Genomic DNA, 19,097 nt, shown 5'->3' with positions numbered 1-19,097 from the left:
CTAAGGCGCTGGAGAAGCGCCTTTCTAATTTTATTTCTTGCGCTACACCAAGCCATCAAACCAACCACTTTTACGAGCCGTCAATAATATTTTTTCCTTTCGCCATGCATTACTTGGGCTCCACGCTTCCTTGAAAAAATTTTCTGCTGAACGATTTATCGCTAAGTTCTCAACGAACCGATTGAACAAATACTGCTCTCGCCCATCCAACAACGCATTTATTCTTTCTAGACTATCCAACGCATTTACTTTCTCACCCCTAGACGAGCAACGCTCAAGCACTTCAATAAACTGCCTCCAGCGCCTAATCTCCGAGAGCAAAATAACTAGTGCCTGCTCTTGCCGCTCGTCAAAGCTATCTGCAAAGCCTTCAACCAAAACATATATCATGGGACCTAGTGTCTCGGGAGGAAGTCGACCAAAAGGAATAGATACTCCTCTAACTAACATATTTCGACCAATCTTATTTTTAAGTATGTAATCCGCTAAATTTCTTGCTTCAACCTTTGATGCCACACGTTTCCCCCACCACTGCCCCATTTTTCCAATGCCACTTTCGAAACCTCTAGTGACTTCAGTGAGAGGCGAGGATGCCACTTGAAACAACCCAGTCGCTATATAGTCAAATGCTTCTTCAGCGACCCCTTGCAAATACCTGTAATCCACCGCAGATAAAGTATTGCAGAATAGCAATACCAATTTTCCGATCTGTTCAAAATCCACAACCGCACCAAATCCGCCACCCGCGCCAGGCCCCAGAACCATGGATCCCTTGCAATTAACTACCAAGCGGTTTTTATCAATACTGATACCAAACTCACCACTAGCACCAACACCAAAAGCAACATTCCCTTCCGCCTTGACCTCAGCCAAAGACACCCAACTACTACTCGCATTCGCCTGCCCAACTACGATATCTCCTATCCCCTGCTTTTCCGGCTCAACCCACTCAAGAGCGCCAGTCAACGCCCCTCCCGCCTGCGCCCCAGCAAACGCATCCGCTTTAACGCCAATGTTGCCGCCAGTCCCCACTTCCATCGTCGGCGAGCCAAGCAGTGCCGTAGCACCCGCTGAGGTTTCGGTAGGCTTGTACTGCACCTTGACCCCAGCTTCCCCTTGCACATTGGCGCCGACAAAACACGACAGTTCCAACTTGCCGCTCATGCGAAACACCCCCATGGGATGAAGCACTTCCTGGCCCAGGGCATTGCGATAAGACATGCTCGCCACGTACCCGCCCTGGCTCGGAAAATAGCGAACCAGTGATGCTGACCCTTCAGCAAGGGAGAATGCCGCGCTGCCTTTTACGCCGACGTCTATATTTCCTTCTTTAGGATCCCAGCTATTGACACCTGCGCTGGCGCTGGCGGCAAAGCGCAAAGCATGGGCTTCGGCGGTTACCCCATAGCGGGAGGCATCGCTTTGGTCGGACGTCCAGGACACTTCTTTGTGCAAGGCGTTGAGCAGGTTGTCTTCAGCGCTGCTCCAACTGCTGAGTTTGAATTCAAGGTTGCCCAGGGGTCCGGCTTTTCGCCCACTGTCGACGGCCTCTTTGATGTCCGTTATCAGGTCTTTGGCCAGTTGTTTGCTGAAAGGCTTGCCCGCCATAACCTGAGTAGAGACGCGAACGTTCCAAGTAGTCGTTTCGCGGTAGGGGATGGAGATGAAATGGCGACGGCTGGGGTCGCTGAACAAGATGATTTCTACCACCGAGACGCCAGTCGTGGTTTTTTTGCCGCGCTCACTTTCAACAACGCGGCCCCTGCCATATTTGAGGTCTGGGACGGCGCCATTGGCGTTGCTTGAACTGTCTTCTGGTTCAGCTTGAATCTGCGCTGCCAGTTGTCCTCGTAACTGGGCAATTTCCTCGTCCAGTTGCTTGACCTTCTTTGCTTGCAAGGCCTGCCAGTTGTTTTCGAGTCGCGTCGCGCCGACAAGGCTGGGCGAGTAGCGTTGGTACCAGTCACGCGCTTGTTGGAGAGTAGCCAGTTGCCCTTGAAAGTCTTTGTCGGTCGTCAAAGGCGCAGGGCTGGCTTGTCGCGGCCTGTCCTGGCGCATCAGCAGCCCCGCGCCTTGGGCCTTGAGCGCCCAGGCATCCTTGACGCAGCGGGTGCAGGTGCAAGAGGCATTGGGATCTTGCGGCAATTTGCATTGCGTAATCGGTAGCGCTTCGGCCAGGTTCTGGTGCAATGCATCCATCAGCGTCTGCACCCGGTCGATTTCCAACTTTAGTGCTTTGGACTGCTTTTCAGTCAGCACAAAAAAATCCCGCTCACCGGTGATGTGGGCAACATCAACCAGTTCCTCGTCACACTGTGGCTGCCCTTGCACGGTGATGGAACTGGTATTGTGCGCGTGCATGGGTGGCGGCAGTTCAACGGTTGCAGGTGCGCCGGGAAGCTTTAGCTGCCAACCGGGCTTGATATAGTTGGGGTCGCTGATTGATGGGTTGAGTGCCTGAAGGTCCGCGACGGTGGTGCCATGCTTGTGCGCAATCGCGCCCAGGGTGTCGCCGTTCTTGACCGTGTACGTGCGGTTCATCTGTCATCGTCCTTGTGATTAGATTTGCTCGAGCGTGTCCAGCTTGTCGCCAAGGCTTAAATCATCCCGGGCGAGTAATTGGGCATGCGGGAATTGACACCAGAAGCCATCGCCCTTGATCAGCGCCAGGCGCAACCACCGCTCCTGCTCGGCTGTTTGCAAATAGCCTGCTTGCTGTGCAGCACAGAGTTGCCGGAAGACGAAGGCATTCGGCTCAGGCACATCGATTACCCCCCGATAGTCCTCGGCAAAGCGGATGGCCAGTACTTGCAAGCGCTGCTCGTCCATCTTTGCCTGGCGCTCACGGCCCACATGCAACCAGCCCGGGGCTTGCTGCCGAGGACTCGATTGAGCGACAGGACGCGGCAGATGGCGCCAGCCCAGCTCGTTGCGCCACGCCATGGCGCTGAGCGGCCCCAGGAATTGCAGCCGCTCGGTTTCACTCAGGCTACGCAGTAAAGGCTCCAGCCAGCGCGGGTCAAAAAAGCGCATCAGTTGCATCGGAGCGTCGTCAGTGCTGACGGTAAGAAGGCTTTGCCAATGCTCGACAGCCTGCTCAAAGCACTGCGTATTTTCCAGGTAGGCCACGCAGCCAGCGTCAGCCCGCTCGAGCAGCTCGTTGGCGTAGTGCATCGATGCAGCGTCAGGTGAGCACAGCAAAGCGACTGGCCCAACTTGCTGCAGAGCTGCGTAGGGGGTGTTGTCGAACAACGCCACAGCCTGCTCCACATGGATGTGCAGATCCGGGTCAAAGCTGGCATCAAGGATGACGCACAACACACCTGGTTGCGCTGGCGTCTGGAATGGCGATGTGATGGATTTGATCATGCGCGCTTACCTGTGGCGTGGATTGGGCAGCAGCCAGACGCATCGATTTGGCAGCCAGCACTCGGCAAAAGCTTGCCCGCCCTCGACTGCTGTTGATAAAGCGGCGCGGTAGGCAGCGGCAACGCCGCGGGTGTCGGCAGCGCCTCAAGCATTCCCGGCAGGACGGGCGCGGCAGCAGCCCCCACAGCAGGGGCACCACCAAGCTGAATCGGGCTGCTGCTGAAAATTCCGCCGGGCGATATGACCAGATGCTGGCCACCCACTTTCAAGGTGATGCCGACGCCTGCATCGAGGATCAGTTGCGCACCTGCCTTGAGGTGGGCTTGTTGCCCGGCTTCAATCGCCAACGTCTGGCCGATACGGGCATGGCTGCTGTGGGCAACCTGCAGGTAGTCATTGGCCTTGAGCTCGACCTTGCGGTCGGCACCCACGGTTCGCTGGTCTTGCGCTTCGAGCACCGCAATGCTGTTGCCCTTGATGGTTTCTCGACGTTCGTTGCCCACCTCCAGGCGGCTGTCGTGCTCGATTCGTTGTTCCATATCGCGCTGGGCGCGCAGATAGATCTGCTCCTGGCCGCTGCGGTCTTCAATCGACAGCTCATTGAAGCCACCACTGTTCGGTGAGCTGCGGCTGCGCAGCACGGTCCGGGTCTTGTTGGCAGGCAAGGGATAGGGCACCGCCGTGACCTTGTTGGCCACACAGCCGGTAATCAGCGGGTGATCGGGGTTGCCCTCCAGAAAGGTCACCAGCACTTCCATGCCGACGCGCGGAATCGCCATTGCGCCAAAACCTTTACCGGCCCAGGCGGATGACACCCGCAGCCAGCAACTGCTCTTGTCGCTGTTCAGTTCGGCGCGGTCCCAATGGAACTCGACCTTCACCCGTCCGTACTCATCGCAATGGATTTCCTCACCCTCCGGTCCGGTGACACGAGCGGTTTGACTGACCAGTACGGACGGACGTTGAACCCGCGCAGGTCGGTAGATGGCGTCCCAGGGAATGGCGCAGAAGCTGTTGCGGTAGCCTTGGGTGAAGCCGTCCGCGGCCTGGCTGTTACTGCTGATCGACTCTTCAAGCACCTGCGGTTGCTTGCCTTCATGCGTCACGCTGAGCAACAGCCACAGGTCGTTGTGCTGTTCGCGCGGGTGGTCGCTGAGGGTGAAAAAATGGCCGCTGCGTAACGTGGGCTGATCGCTTTTGCCCTCGGCCAAGTTGTAGTCATGACGATGACGTTCAAGGGCCTGACGGGTGAGTTGCTGGCCGCGCTTTTCCGTTTCGAGCAGCAGTGGATAGCGATAGTCTTCCAGCGCAGGGCGGAACTCGGTGCTAGCGCAGCTTTGCAGCAAGCGACTGGGGCGCTGCAGGTCGTAGTCGCGGCGCGTCACCGCGCTGGTGCGGGTTCTGACACGGTGGCAAAACTGGCTGACCACCGGCTCGTCCGCGACCAGGCCGCTGCCTTGCTGATAAGGCGTGCTACCGAGCCTGGGAAAGTAGGTCTGGTCTTCGCTGAAGACCAATTGGTGGCCATCGACACTGTGCTGGTGATGCCAGGCGATGCCGTCTTCGCTGCATAGCCGCTGGATGAACGCGAAGTCGCTTTCGTCGTACTGCGTGCAATAGGCGCGTTTGGGGCTCTGAGTGATATTGAAGGTAAAGGCGTCGGCCTGGATGCCATGGTCCTTGAGGACCTGGGTGACAATCTGCGGTACATCCATGTCCTGGAAAATGCGTGCGTTGTAGCTGAACTGCAAGTAATGCAGCGCCGGCACCAGGGTCAGTTGATAGTGCGTCAGGCGCTTTCCCGATTCGCCCACTGCCACATCGTCGATGAACCCGTGAAGCCCTTCACCGCGTAAGCCCAAGCGCAGGAAGGCTGGCTGGTTGAGCAAACTTTCCAGTTCGATGTTGGGGTACTCGCTGACCAGTTCGATGCGCAGGGCGTAGAGGGTGCTGATGGCTTCGCTGCCCTTGAACGCCAGTACCTTGAAGTCGTTGCGCACCGAGGGGATGAGTAGTTCGAACTGCGCGGTATTGGCCGACGCAAACATAAGCTAATCCTTGAGCTGAGTGAGTAAAAGCGAGCAACAGGCCATCTGATCCAATCGAAAAATCGTGGACTGCAGGGTGTACGAGTACGCGGTTTTCATAGCCGACACCTCGCTAGCCAACCCTTTAGCCTTGACGTCGGTCGCGCCAATGCAGCGCGTAGCTGGGAGACATCAGAAAGGCGCGTGCACGGGTCAAAACTCAGCGCTTTTTGCAGCGCAGGCCAGCACTGCCTCGGCAAGCCACCGGGCCTGGTCAGCGTTTGGTCCAGACCTTCATCGCGAGCCTGGGTGGCGGGTAAGCGCTTGAACGGGTGCTTTCCGCACACCAGCTCATAGATCACGCAGCCCAGCGCGTACAGATCACTACGGACCGACAGCGCACCGCCCTCCAGTAGTTCTGCCGCGGCGTAGCTGGGTGTCCAGGCGTTGATTTGGCTGCGGCTCAATTGCGCCAACCCAGGCAGTGCGCCTTCCTCGGCTTTGCCAAGACCGAAGTCGAACAGTCGCACGCCGCGCTCGCTGAGCATCACGTTGCTTGGTTTCAGGTCGCCATGCAGTACGCCGCACGTGTGGCTGTAAGCCAGGGCGTCGAGCAACGGCAAGGCCACATCACGTACTTCATGCCACGGCAACCCCGTGGGGCGTTCACAGAGCAGTTTGTCCAAGGTAAGGCCATGCATCAGCTCCATGGTGATAAAGGCACGCTGGCAATGGGTGTCCACCTCGAAACTGTGCAGCCGGACCACGTTCGGGTGATGCAAGCGCCGAGTCAGGGCAAATTCGCTGTAGAGCAAAGCGCTGGCATCTGGCGACTCAAGGAAGGTATCGCTCAACAGCTTGATCGCTATATAGGGATCGGGATCACCGAATTGCTCATGCAGCAGATCCCGGGCCCGGTAGACAGCGCCCATCCCCCCCGCTCCCAGCAGACGCTCAAGACGATAACGGCCCAGCAGCACCTGCGGAAGCTCCGGCAGCGGTGCTGCAGGCTTGTTTTCGAGGGCCACCAAATTGCCCGCCGCGTTGCTGGACCTGGCGAACGCAAAGTACGTCGGGTCCAGCAACGCTTCGTCGCTGGCCTCCCTCAGCCCCTCATGGAGCTCGTTCACGGGCGAATCACCACGGCCGTCAGGTTGTCACGTGCCGCGCCATGCAAGACGCCGTCGAACAGACGCTTCAACGCGGCCTGCGGCGAAGGCAGGCTCAAGGCTTTGCCCAGGACATCGCTGGCCAACCCTTGGTAAAGGCCGTCGCTACAGAGCAGAAAGGCATCGCCTGGGTAGGTTTTCAGCTCCAGCACGTCCAGGGTCAGTTGCTCGCTCGCGCCAACAGCGCGGGTCAGGGCATTGGCCTGAGGATGGGCTTTTGCCTGCGCGATACTCATTTTTTGCTCGTCAACCAGTTGCTGTCGCAGCGAATGGTCCCTGGTCAACTGGTAAAGCCGTTGCCCACGCCACAGGTAACAGCGGCTGTCCCCGGCCCAGACACAAGCCGCACGGTTGCCTTCGAGCAACAGCGCAACCACGGTGCTGCCGATGATGCTGTCGCGTCGTTCGGCAGTTACCGTAAGTTCTTGGCCGAGGCGCCGATTGAGCCAATGCAGGCATTCGCGCAGGCCTTTGAGACGCTCATCGAAGCAGTTGTAAGCCGGTAAGTCAGCCAGGCTTGCGACGATCAGCTGACTGGCGATATCACCTCCCCGATGCCCACCCATGCCATCGGCGACCACCCAAAGGCCCTGCTCCGGGCAATCGAGAAAAGCGTCTTCGTTGCGCGTCCGAACTTTACCCGGGTCGGTGCGCGCGGCACTGCGCCAAGTACTGGCAACCTGCATCAGAGCTGCACCGGCATATGGAAGCTGCGCAGCACGTCCATGTCGAACGGATTCGGCGTGCGCTGGCTCATAAGCAGGTAGTTGGCGCGCAAGCCACCTACCTCGGCCTTGAGCACCAGAACGTCACGGCCGCTCAGGTATTCGGTCTGCATCAGGTCAAGCAAACGAAACAACGACCAGGGCCCGGTGTTCTTCTCGATTCCGATCGGGCGCGCGGACATCTTTTCCAGCACCAGGCTGGTGCGACCATCCTCGGCATCGGTTGGCCACTGGAAAGACACCGGCATGATGGGGCCATGGCGGTATTCCAAGGCCTGGGCGCCGAAGCGAAACTCGGAGCGACTGACCGCAGGATCGAGGGTGTAAGGCTCAAGCTTGAACTGCACCTGCGGTTGTGTCGGGTTTTCAGCAAAAAAGCTGCGCCGAATCACATGGGCCGCTGCCATTTGGTTGAGATAGAGCTTGGAGACCGGCAGGCTTTGGCCGTCAATGCTGCGTAGATGGTAGCTACCCGGATCACCGCTGACAAAAGGCCGCAGGTAGGTTTCAAAGAAGCGCTCGGCAACGCCCTGAGCTTTGAAAAACTCACGAAAGTCATTGATGGCGACATCACTGGTACTGTGGGCGTTGAAGGGATAGCGCTTATTGATAGCCTTGCCGTAGAAGCTGTACAGCTCACTCTGATAGCGCTGGTTGAGAAACTGGTAGGCGTCGTTGAGTACCAGACGCCAGGTATCCTCTACCAGTATGTTGAACCAGGCACTTACCGGACGCGGCAACCGCAGCGAGGTGTTACGCAGGTTGCTGATCGCATCACGATGGCCACTCATACGCGCCCTGGCCATTTCAAATGCGCTTTGCTCAGGCAGGTTGGCACGGGCCAGGCTGGCCAACTGCAGTTGCAGATCATTAAGCGCCTGCAGCGCCAAGCTCAAATCAGGCGTGGGACCGTTGTTGTCGTCGAGCAAACGGTGCAACGCCTCGAACCGTCGCTGCAGTGATCGTTTTGCGGTGTCCGGCAGCGTGCTGGCCAAGGCTTGCTGAGCCTTTCCAGCAATAGCGGCAACGGCTGTGACCTTGCTCGGCGCCATTTTTGCCGTGTCGGCTGCAGCGACTACGTCTTCAGCGCTTTCAGCGAGCGCCTGGAAACGGGTATTTTCGCGTACCTCCACAAGCAGTTGCAGAATTGGCGAGTCGGCTGAGGTGAGCGCCGCCAACTGCGCAGCGCCTCCGCCTGCATCGTTGAAAGGTTGCAGGCCAATCCGCCCGACCGCTTCACTCCAGTAGTTGGCGTAGTCGCGAAAGTACAACTGCTCCAGTTCCACCATCAGGCGCCGCAGGTCCATACCACTGATACCGCTGCCCTCCCCCAGCACCCAGTTGTCACGCAGGATATCCGTGATCAGCGCTGCGCCCTGTACCGAAAAGTACTGTTGGTAGCCTTGCTGGGTGTAGAAGCCAGGTATGGCGTAGTCGGTGCCGAAAAACACATTGCTTTGCGACCTGAGGTGCTGGCTCAGGCGGTACTCCGGCAGGCTTCGACCCTGCTCGCGCAACACCCTATACACCACGTTGGCCAGCGATTCGCTGCGCAACACCTGACGGGCCTGGATAACCAACGGATCGTTGACGGGGTAGCTGAAGTTAAGTTTGAGCAGGCGCTGGAAATGTCCACTCAGGTCATTCTGCACCTTGGTGTTGCCGGCATAATGCGTCGACCAGGCGCTGGCCACCCAATCCCTGAGCCAGGCAGGATCGCGACGATCTGCCATGCTCAGCATCAAATACGCCCGCAAACTGTTGAGCAAGCGGTCGCGGTCACGCAGGTTGGTGCGAATCTGGCCTTCCAGCATTTGTGCCACCCGTGGCAGCAACTGTGTTTGCAGCTCCTGCTCATAAGCGTTGAGTACCGGCGGGTTGATCTTTTCGCCCTGATACAGGCCGACACGTTCGTACAGCGCAACATCGGTCGGGGCCGGAAACACGTTGGAGGCGTCGAAGCTGGCATCCAGAACCTTGAGTGCAGCCATCGCATCGTCCTGCGCACTCAGATCTTCGCGCTGCTGGGTCCAGGTCTGTGCCAGCGAACGCAGGCTTTGCAATCGCTCATGGTTGGCAGAGAAGCCTTGCGCCCACATCACGCCAAACAAGGCCAATACTGCCAATGCTCCCGCGTAGAGCGCGCGCTGCCCCCAGTGAATGCGCTTGCGCTCGCGTTTATCCAGGTCCGCCAGGTCAGCCTCGGGAAAAATCACCCGGCTCATCAGGTGATGAATGAATCGCGAAGGCCCACTGCGCAACGTTGGCAGGACATCGGCGCCATTACTCGCCTGGGCGTCGTCGCCCTTGGGGTTCTGCGCCGGCTTTTCCGGCACATGGGGCGCGCTGGTCAGGTAAAAGCCGCGTAGCTGGCTGGCCTGTTGGTAGCGGTTGCCGGTGAAGGCCATATCCACGAACAGACAAAGGAGCTCGCCGATCTGGCCCAATTGATGTGGGAAGTCGAGGATCCGTCCCCGGCGTTGAGTATCGCGTTCCTGATGCATGCGCATGATCACCTGGCTGTTCAGACGACGCAGCAGCTCCTCGAACTGCTGGCGCAGCATGGTCACGTCAGCACCGTTCTGTTCCTGGGCAAAGCTGCAGCCGAGTACTTGGTCGCTTTCCTCGCGAGTCAACTGATCGAAGGATTCGTTAAACCCCAGCAGCCTATCGGCTTTACTCAGTACCAGGTAAACCGGCACGTCAACGTGCAGTTTCTGGCGAATGTCCTGTAGACGGGCGCGCACTTGATCGGCGATGACTTTCAGGCCCTCTTCATTACCGCTGATGAGTACGTCCATTGGAATACTCACCAACACCCCATTGAGAGGACGCCCGCGACGACGTTTGCGCAGCAGCTCAAGCAAGGTGTTCCAGGCGCTGCCATCGACTGCCGGATCTTCCTGGCTCAGGTAGCGGCCGGCGGTGTCGATCAGCACGCCGTGATCGGCAAAGTACCAATCGCAGTGTCGGGTACCGAAGGTGTCGCGTGTCAGCTTGCGCTCGACTTTGTTGATCGGAAAATCCAGGCCGGAGAACTCCAGCAAGCTGGTTTTGCCGCTGCTCTGCGGGCCGATCAGCAGGTACCACGGCAAATCGTTACGCCACTGATCACTGCGGCCACGGTACAGGCTTGATGTCTTGAGGGTGCGCACTGCTTCGTTGAAGCGGCCGCGCAGCACTTTCTGTTCTTTATCGATCGACTCTTCACGATGCAAGCGCAACTGGCCGTCTTCGCTGTCGTCCTGATCGTTCTTACGGATCCCGGCCCGCCAGTTGACGAAGACCATTGCCAGGCCCCAAAACAAAAACAGCACGCTGATGCTTAGCAATCGCGAGCTGGCACTCTTCCAGAACTTGTAGTCGTTGACCGCCAGCAACGGCCCGACGCCCCACACCAGCAGCGCAAAAAATAGCACCAGCGCCAGTGTCCAGACCCATGTTGTGGACAGGATCGCAGCGGCTTTTTTAAAGAATTTTTTCATCACGCATCTCTGATTTACGGCTGGGAATGAACCACGACAGGGTCAAGCTGCTGATAAGGACGCAGGACGCTGTCGCGCTGCTCACCCAAAACCCAGGCGAACCCCGAATAAATCACTACCAGGCACGCCACGGTGAACAACGCAATCCCCCACACTGGCACGATGCGCACCAGGCGCCGCCGCTTGTCCCCGAGCCCTTGCCAATGCGGTGACAACTCGCGCGGTACATCGCCACGCAGTTGTCGGATCTGCCGGTACAACGAGTCACGGATGTCCTCAAGTTCGAGCGTGCCGCGCGGAATCACCCGGTACTTGCCCTCGAAACCGAGGGACATGCACAAGTACATCAACTCCAACATTGGCAAATGCTTGACCGGATTCTTTGATAGCCGGTCCAACAACTGAAAGAACTTCTCGCCACCAAAGGTCTCGTTGTGAAAGCTGCTGAGCAGACTCATCTGTGACCACTCGCTTTCCTTGTTGCCTTTGGCAGTCACCACCGCCTCATCGATCACCGTGCACAGCACATAGCGAGCAGCCATTACCTGGCTGCTTTGCGCGCCATTCTCCTGCGCGCGCAGATCGAACAATTTCAAGCTGGCGGTCAGGCGCTCGTTCAGGTCCTGAAGACTTTCGTCGTTAGCGTCATGCTTAAGGCGCACCACCTCCGACAACAGGTCTGAGGCTGCCGCCACCAACGCATTGAGGCTGATGTTGAACGTTTCCGCCGGGCGCAGGCGCGCGGCGTAGATCATTCGATTCTCCAGTTGTTCGAAGCGCGGCGGTGCCTCGAAATCGGTCAACGCACCCCGCGCCGGGCCTTGCCCCTCGCGGTCGAGCAGGACGGTTTTGTCGTCCTGGTGTTGTTCCATGTCCTTGCTCATTTCGTTCAATTCCTGATGGCCCAGAATGTCAGTTCAAGCTCGGGAAATTCGCCAGACACATGAAAGGCAAGGCCACCGGAACGCTCCAGCTGTGCCAGGTCTTCAGAACTGAGCTCTAAAATGAAATAGGTTTTGTTGGCGTGAAACGCGATCTGCCGTGGCGCCACCGGCAGCGGCTTTATCTTGATCCCCGGCAGGTGCAGGTTGACCAGCTCCCGAATACGTTCCACCGGGCCGACCTTGAGATGTGCCGGCAGGCGATGGCGCAATTCTTCGGAGTCGCAATTGGCGCTGGCAGCGAGCACGAACGAAGCCGTACTTAGGAGTGTGTGATCGTGCAGCGCCGAAACCAAAATACCGTACTGACGTGGCTGCAACTCCAGCTCGATGGCGTGCTGCTCGAGCACCATCGATAGCACCTGTCGTATCGCTTCCATCAATTTGCGAAAGCTTGCGCCCTGGTCGCTATGTTGGTAGCGGCTGTCCAGGCGCGGTCGCTTACTGTCAGAGGCAAAGGTAGCGAGGTCACCCAGCATCGTCAGCAGTGCGCGGTACAGTGCTTCAGGCGGCAGCTGTTCCAGATCGAGATAATGACGCAGCAGCAACTCGGTGCGGTTGATCAACTGCAGCATCATGAAATCGCCGACCTCGGCACCACCCACCTTGCCGTTTGAACGTATCCGCTCGGCGATGGTGTCACCTCGGTGGCTAAGCATGCTGATCACTTCTTTCAAGCACGAAAGCAGATAGCCAGAGGCATGGATGTGGATGAAGGTTGGTACAAAGTCGGGGTCGAGGCTGATGACCCCATCGGGGGTGGTGTCGAGAATTTCGCAGAGCTTGAGCTTTACATAGGCCTGGTCGCTCTGCTGTTCGCCCAGCAACAGGCGAAAATCTGGTCGGCCACAGCAGATCTGGCTGCTAGAGGCGTCACCGGCGTTGGAGTCGGCTATTTGCACTTCGTAGGCGGTATAACGCGCCAACACGTCGGATTGTTCAGCACGACGGGACTCGATGTGGTTTCCGGTGACTAACGGCAACGCCAGGTATACCGAGGTCCTACCTGTGTTGGGCGGCACATCGAGGGCCAGCGCATTGGTGTTGCCATCGAGTTCGAACAAGCTGCCATCAGGCAGGATGCCGGCAGCCTGACTGATGACCAGCTTGCCCATGTCGAGAAAATGCAGGTCGATTTCCAAGCCAAGGAAACCCCAGGTGAAGCTACCCAGCAGTCGAGTGCGGGCCTTCATCTGATAGTCGTAATAACGATCGCTATGCTGCAAGTGCTGCGGTCGCAGCAGCATGCCTTCCTGCCAAATGACTTTATGCAAGTTCATGATTACTTATCCGCCTTGGCAAGTGGCGCACTGTGACTGCCGATACCGCGCTGATTGAGGAACAGATCGGCATAAGTCAGCGCCACCGGGTTTAGCGGAACCACATAACGCCATTGCGTTTCGGAGAGATCACGATAAGCCGCCAGCACGCCAACGTAGCGGCTGCCCTCGTCGACGCTGAGTTTGAGTTCAACAGTTTCTCCTGGACGCAGCTCAAGCTCTTCGCTGGCCACCAGGTCCGGCGCCAGGGACTCCTTGGCGCGCTCATAAAGGCTGAAGAAATCAGCGTTCTCGAATGCTACCGGGTGTTTGAGTTCGATCAGGCGTATCACGATCGGTGAGGGGCGGCCGTTAAGATCCGGATTGAGCTGATCGCTTGCAGTCAGCCTCAAGTTCAGCTTGGTCAGGGTCGAATACGGTGACAGCATCGAGCAGCCCGCCAGGGCCAGCAAGGTTGCCAGCACCGCCAGCGCTTTCAGTAACAGAGTCGAGCAGCGAGACATGCGCATCATCCTTGGTGTCCTGCGTGAAGGGTGGAAATCAGGCGGATCTGTTCCTCATAGGCCTTGGCGAAATCCCGAGCGAGCAGACGCTCGCTCCAGTCTTCGTCCTGACACAGGTCCTGGTGATAACGGTTGTATGCCCGCCAGTGGCTACCAGCAGTGACCAGTAACGGTTTGTTGCCGCGTTCGAAGCGCAGCTTCAGCTGTAGCGGCGAGAAGTGCTCGAGGCTACCCAGAAGTGCCGCGCGGCTGGCTGTCAGCAGCGCCACCTGGTGCGCCTGCAGTTCACGGTGAGCTTGAAAAATTGCTTGCTCGCCCGACAATTGCCCGGGGTTGTTGCCCATGAGCAGAATGCCCAGCACTTCACCGGAATCCGCGGCGGACTTGAGCGGGTTGGTGCTGCTGCCCTGCGCTGTGGTCAACGCCAGGCGCAGTTCGTTCTTCAGCTCGCTACGGGTGCGCAGACTCTGCTGTAGACCACCGATGCTCTGCTTGAGCAAGTGCGCTGCATTGATTGCCAAGGCTTCGCGGCTGTCATCATCGAGACCTTCGAGGTCCACACCCAGCGCAGTACCGAGATGCCCCCAGAAGCATTCTCGGGGACGCTCCAGCGGAATCAGCTCAACGGTGGCGGGCACTTCAGGCTGCGCTATGAGTTGCGGAATCTGCAGGTTTTCCATCTCGATAAGCGCAGAGTCCGCCCGCTGTGGTGGCGTCTGAATGGGTATATCCAGGGCTTGCAGATCGTCGATTTGCGCATACGCCCGCTCTTGATGGTCGAGGGCATTGAGCGGGTCGAGGAATTCATCATCAGGAATAGAGCGGCCTGCTGCCTGGGGTCGGCCAATGTCAACGGCAAAGGTTGCCGGATCCCGCACCAGGCGCGCACGAATCTCGAAGTCACCGAGAACAAAGACGCTGCCGTGCTCGATCCGCTGCGGCTCGCCCTTGCATAGCCGCGCACCGTTTTCGCCGGACAGGGTGCCATTGCGACTGATATCGGTGAGAAAGAACGAACCGTAGCGGTAGCTGACAGTGGCATGATGATTTGACACGTGACGATCCTTGTCAGCGATGACCCAGTCACAGTCCTCGTTGCGCCCGATCACGCCTCCTGTATGTTTGAAGGTTTTGCTGCTCAACACCGAGGGTTTGCCCTGCTTGCCTTTGAGCATTTCGAAAACCAGATCCATAGTGGTGCTCCTTACCGTCACTTGCCGCGATTGACCGCTTGCGGATCACCCAATGGGCGATAGGTGTTGTCGTTGAATTTGTAACTGCCGCTACAACCGCCAAGGCTGCTGAGAAAAAACAACGCCAGCAGGACGGCTGGCCAGTGACGAACAGGCATCAGAAAGTCTCCAGAGAGAGGACAGACGCAGCACGACGGCGATTGCCGCCATTCCTGCGCAAAAGGAACGGTGATGATTGAGGAAGTCGTTGCACGCTAGTCATCGCAGTCGCCAAGATTGATGTTGAGTCGGCCAAGGCGGTACAACAGCGTGCGTCGGGGCAAACCTAACTCACGGGCCGCCTGGCTCTGATTGCCGTCGTTCCTGCGCAGGCAATCGAGCAGCAAATGGCGCTCGACCTTTTCCAGGCGGTCGCGCAAACTGAGGCCCTGTTTTTGCGCTGGCGGCTGCGCCCCCAAGGAAAAGTGTTCGGCCAGCAGCTCCCCGCCATCGCAGAGCAAAACTGCCCGCTCCACCAGGCCTTTAAGCTCACGAACGTTGCCCGGGAAGTGGTAACCGCACAGGTGATCGAGGGCACCCTGCGACCAACTCACCTGCTCACGTTGCAGGAAGGTGCAGGCCTTATCGGAGAAGTGCCGGGCCAGCTCAAGAACGTCACCTTCGCGCTCGCGCAAGGCCGGCAACTCAATCGGAAACTGCCCCAGGCGGTAATACAGGTCTTCGCGGAACTTGCCCTCGCTGACCAATACCGCCAGGTCGCGGTGGGTGGCGGCGATGATTCTGACGTCGATCTTGTGGGTGTCATTGGAGCCCAACGGGCGGATCTCGCCCTCCTGCAATACGCGCAAGAGCTTGGCCTGCAGCGGCAGCGGCATATCACCCACTTCATCCAGCACCAGGGTGCCATGATTGGCCGTGTCGAACAGGCCCTGACGGTCACGGTCAGCACCGGTAAACGCGCCTTTTCGATAACCGAACAATTCACTCTCCAGAAGATGTTCTGGAAAGGCCGCACAGTTCTGCACGACAAAGGCCTTGGTATGGCGTGGACCATAATCATGGATCGCGCGCGCCACTACTTCCTTGCCTGTACCCGTCTCACCCTGCAGTAACACCGTGTAGGGGCTGTGCAACACCTTGCTGATCAGTTGGCAGGTCTCGCGCATCGCCGTGCTGTTGCCAATCAACCCATATCCACCGGTGCAAACTCGGGTGTCGGCTGCAGGTGTAGCGTGACCAGCCGGCAGTCTCAGACTCTGCAGCAGTGCCGACTGTGCCAGCACGAACGCTCCCAATTGTCCCAGGGAGTCGGCGAATCCTCTCAGGTCGACAAGTTGTCGGCTGGCACATAAAAGCAAGCCGCCAACGGTCTTCTTCGTGTTGAGCAGCGGCACACACAAGAATGACTGCCAGGGTTTACCCTTGGCGGGAAGAAAGCTGGTTTCATGCACGCTGTCGCTTAAACCCACCACGCTCACCACGCGGTTTTGACACAGTGCGAACTGCAACAGTTGCTCACCGTTGTAATCCGCCGGCAAGCTCGCTGTATCTGGAGGCGAAGGTATGGCGTCGAGGCATTCAGCGCTCAGATGCAGTCGCGTATGTGTGGCGTCCAGCACATACAGTTGAATCAGTTCGCAGTCGCTCAGCCCAGCTGCTCCGTACACGAACTCACGCAGCAGAGCACTGTCGCCTGTCGTTCGCGAAAGGCTGGCAAATTGCGCCAACAGCGCCTCGGCATAGACCAGCGGCTGAGCGATACGCGTGAACATAGCACCCACCTCAGGCAAACTCGCAGCTCACACTGGCGCTGCTATCGAGCGTGGCATGCACTCGCTGAAGACATTCACCACTGGCCATGGCGTCCAGCAGTCGGTCGGCCACCAGAGGTAGGACGTGCAGTTCCAGCAGGTGATCAATCAGGCGTGCGCCGCTGTCGCTCTGGGTGCAGCGCTCCGCCAAGTGGTCAACCAGGCCTTGGCAATAGCTGAACGCCAACTGGCGATGCTGCAAGCGCTGGCCCAGGCGCGCCAACTTGATCTCGATTAGCTCACGCAAGACCGGACCCTGCACCGGGTAGTACGGCACCACCCGCATCCGGGCCAACAGTGCGGGCTTGAAGTGCTTACTAAGGATCGGGCGAATGGCCTCCTCCAAGGCTTCGGCGCTTGGCCGAGCGCCATGCTCGCACAACGCATCGATACGCTCGCTGGCCAGGTTCGAGGTCATCAGGATCAGGGTATTGCGAAAATTGATCTCGCGCCCTTCTCCGTCGTTGGCGACGCCCTTGTCAAAGATCTGGTAAAACAGGTTGAGCACGTCCGGGTCGGCTTTCTCGACCTCGTCGAGTAACACCACAGAATAGGGTTTCTGGCGTACCGCCTCGGTAAGCATGCCGCCTTCACCGTAGCCGATGTAGCCAGGTGGCGCGCCGATCAGGCGCGACACCGTATGCTTCTCCTGGAACTCCGACATGTTGATGGTGGTGATGAAACGATCACCGCCGTACAGCAGATCGGCGAGGGCCAGGGCGGTTTCGGTTTTGCCAACCCCGCTCGGCCCCACCAAAAGGAACACCCCCACCGGGGCGTCCACCTGGTTGAGCCCGGCAGCGGTAGCTCGCATCGCGCGATCCAAGGCATGTACCGCCTGCTCCTGCCCGCGAATACGCTCTCGCAGGTCAGCGCCGAAATTCGCGACCTTGGCGCTGTGCTCACGGGCCAGTTGCGACAACGGTACACCGGTCCAGGCGCTGACCACTTCAGCCACCAGACGTGGACACACCTCAAAGCTGACCAGGCGCGCTTGTGCCTGGGCATCGTTCAAGGCGTGATAGGTTTGGTTGAGCGCGGTAGTCAGCGCTTCAATCCCTTGCGCGTCTCCCGCCTCTTTGTCTACGGCGTCGCCAATCGGTTCGATCGCTGCCCGCTCTCGAGCGTTGGCCAGGCGCTGGCGCAAATCGAGCAGGCGCTCAGCCAATACCCGCTGCTCTTGCCATAAGCGTTCCACGGCGTGTTGCTCGACTTCAGCTTCAAGCAGGCGGGCTTGCAGCGCGCTCAGCATCTCTTGGTCTATGACGAGCCCGGCGTCGGCGTCGCGGCACAGGGCCTGGAGTTGACGGCCACCTTCGGCGAGTTCTGTACGCAGAAGTTCCAGGCTCTGCGGCGCTGCCGCCAAGCTGATGCGCACCCGCGCGCAGGCGGTGTCGAGTACATCCACCGCTTTGTCCGGCAATTGCCGGCCGGCAAGGTAGCGCGCCGAAAGCTCGGCGGCGGCCACCACTGCATCGTCACGCAAGTAAATACCGTGGCTTTTCTCGTAGATCTGCGCCAGGCCACGTAGGATGGTTACCGCCTCGCCGACAGTCGGCTCATGCAACTGCACGGGTTGAAAGCGTCGGGCCAAGGCAGGGTCTTTCTCGAAGTACTTCTTGTACTCGGCCCAGGTTGTAGCGGCGATGGTGCGCAGCTCACCACGCGCCAGCGCGGGCTTGAGCAAATTGGCAGCATCAGAGCCACCGGCGTTGCCGCCGGCGCCGATCAGTGTGTGCGCCTCATCGATGAACAGAATGATCGACTTCGGCGAGGCCTTGACCTCGTCGATTACGCCCTTGAGCCGGCGCTCGAACTCACCCTTCACGCTGGCACCAGCCTGTAGCAGGCCCATGTCCAGCGCCAGCAATTCCACGCCCTTGAGCACCTGCGGTACTTCACCTGCAGCAATGCGTGAAGCCAGGCCTTCGACGACAGCGGTCTTGCCGACACCCGCTTCGCCCACCACGATGGGGTTGTTCTTGCGGCGTCGAGCAAGGATATCGACCATTTGGCGAATGGCATCATCACGGCACAGCACCGGATCGAGCGTGCCGTCACGAGCCTGTTGGGTCAGGTTATGAGTGAAACGCTGCAACAGCGAATCGCCAGGTACAGCTGACATGTCACAACCAGGCTGTTCTTTCTGCGACAGGGCATAGTCCTTCAGGCGCTCGATTTTGAGCTTGGCCAGTAACGGCTGGTAGCGGCTGCCGGCGTAGCGCATGGGGTTGCGCAGCAACGCAAGAATCAGCGCTGCCTGCTCGACCTGACTCTGACCCAATTCGAGATTGGCTACCAACAGCGCATCCTGTAGCCATTGAACCAGTTCCGGAGCGAAAACCGGGTTACGCGAGGCACTGTGTTCGGTCCGCGACTGCAGCACTGCGCCGAGCTCCCCGACGTCAACCTCTGCGTCCTGCAGTGCCCGTGCAAGAATGCCCTGTGGGCGCTCCAGCAATCCTAGCAACAAGTCTTCGACAAGGATCTTGCTACCACCACGGGCGACACAACGTTCGGCGCAACCTTCCAGGTCTCTGCGCGTGTCGGCGTCCAGCGCTTGAATGAGTTGCTGCAGGTCTACGTTAATCATG

Annotated in this window: 13 protein-coding genes; all 13 read right to left on the bottom strand. The window is 58.7% G+C overall.

The window, feature by feature from the left end:
* Positions 1-42 precede the first annotated feature (42 nt).
* The 13 genes from D3Z90_RS09905 to tssH all read right to left on the bottom strand — a co-directional run bounded on the left by D3Z90_RS09905 (position 43) and on the right by tssH (position 19,096).
* Positions 43-2,541, bottom strand: coding sequence for a LysM domain-containing protein (locus D3Z90_RS09905; RefSeq protein ID WP_136475566.1), 2,499 nt, complete (start codon positions 2,539-2,541; stop codon positions 43-45).
* Between the two features lie 18 nt (positions 2,542-2,559).
* On the bottom strand, positions 2,560-3,369 hold the full coding sequence (locus tag D3Z90_RS09900; RefSeq protein WP_136475565.1) for a DUF4123 domain-containing protein: 810 nt from the start codon (positions 3,367-3,369) through the stop codon (positions 2,560-2,562).
* Entirely contained in the window at positions 3,366-5,417 is a 2,052-nt protein-coding gene (locus D3Z90_RS09895) for a type VI secretion system tip protein VgrG (protein WP_136475564.1), read from the bottom strand. Before D3Z90_RS09895 ends, D3Z90_RS09900 begins: the two co-directional genes overlap by 4 nt.
* A 95-nt stretch (positions 5,418-5,512) precedes the next feature.
* A complete protein-coding gene (locus D3Z90_RS09890; RefSeq protein ID WP_136475563.1) occupies positions 5,513-6,526 on the bottom strand; it encodes a serine/threonine-protein kinase in 1,014 nt (337 codons plus the stop codon).
* Entirely contained in the window at positions 6,523-7,251 is a 729-nt protein-coding gene (locus tag D3Z90_RS09885; RefSeq protein WP_136475562.1) for a PP2C family serine/threonine-protein phosphatase, read from the bottom strand. The genes D3Z90_RS09890 and D3Z90_RS09885 overlap by 4 nt, the downstream gene beginning before the upstream one ends.
* Positions 7,251-10,775: a type VI secretion system membrane subunit TssM gene (tssM, locus tag D3Z90_RS09880; RefSeq protein WP_136475561.1), complete on the bottom strand. Its 3,525-nt coding sequence runs from the start codon at positions 10,773-10,775 to the stop codon at positions 7,251-7,253. Before tssM ends, D3Z90_RS09885 begins: the two co-directional genes overlap by 1 nt.
* Before the next feature lie 14 nt (positions 10,776-10,789).
* Positions 10,790-11,659, bottom strand: a complete 870-nt coding sequence (gene icmH, locus D3Z90_RS09875) for a type IVB secretion system protein IcmH/DotU (protein WP_136475560.1) — start codon at positions 11,657-11,659, stop codon at positions 10,790-10,792.
* A 5-nt stretch (positions 11,660-11,664) separates the two neighbouring features.
* Positions 11,665-12,996 carry a type VI secretion system baseplate subunit TssK gene (gene tssK / locus D3Z90_RS09870; RefSeq protein WP_136475559.1) on the bottom strand — a complete coding sequence of 444 codons (1,332 nt, stop codon included), beginning with the start codon at positions 12,994-12,996 and terminating at the stop codon, positions 11,665-11,667.
* Between the two features lie 2 nt (positions 12,997-12,998).
* Positions 12,999-13,499 (bottom strand): type VI secretion system lipoprotein TssJ, encoded by a 501-nt coding sequence (tssJ, locus tag D3Z90_RS09865; protein WP_136475558.1) that lies wholly within the window; start codon positions 13,497-13,499, stop codon positions 12,999-13,001.
* A gap of 5 nt (positions 13,500-13,504) precedes the next feature.
* Positions 13,505-14,692: a type VI secretion system-associated FHA domain protein TagH gene (gene tagH / locus D3Z90_RS09860; protein ID WP_136475557.1), complete on the bottom strand. Its 1,188-nt coding sequence runs from the start codon at positions 14,690-14,692 to the stop codon at positions 13,505-13,507.
* 17 nt (positions 14,693-14,709) lie between these two features.
* Positions 14,710-14,850 carry a type VI secretion protein gene (locus D3Z90_RS09855; RefSeq protein WP_136475556.1) on the bottom strand — a complete coding sequence of 47 codons (141 nt, stop codon included), beginning with the start codon at positions 14,848-14,850 and terminating at the stop codon, positions 14,710-14,712.
* 96 nt (positions 14,851-14,946) lie between these two features.
* Positions 14,947-16,464, bottom strand: a complete 1,518-nt coding sequence (locus D3Z90_RS09850; protein ID WP_136475555.1) for a sigma-54-dependent Fis family transcriptional regulator — start codon at positions 16,462-16,464, stop codon at positions 14,947-14,949.
* A 10-nt stretch (positions 16,465-16,474) separates the two neighbouring features.
* Positions 16,475-19,096 (bottom strand): type VI secretion system ATPase TssH, encoded by a 2,622-nt coding sequence (gene tssH, locus D3Z90_RS09845; RefSeq protein ID WP_136475554.1) that lies wholly within the window; start codon positions 19,094-19,096, stop codon positions 16,475-16,477.
* Between the last annotated feature and the right edge of the window lies 1 nt (position 19,097).

It is taken from the genome of Pseudomonas sp. DG56-2 (assembly GCF_004803755.1).
Lineage (GTDB): Bacteria > Pseudomonadota > Gammaproteobacteria > Pseudomonadales > Pseudomonadaceae > Aquipseudomonas > Aquipseudomonas auratipiscis.
The sequence above is the reverse complement of the archived record's forward strand: the minus strand, read 5'-3'. Positions and strand labels throughout refer to the sequence as shown.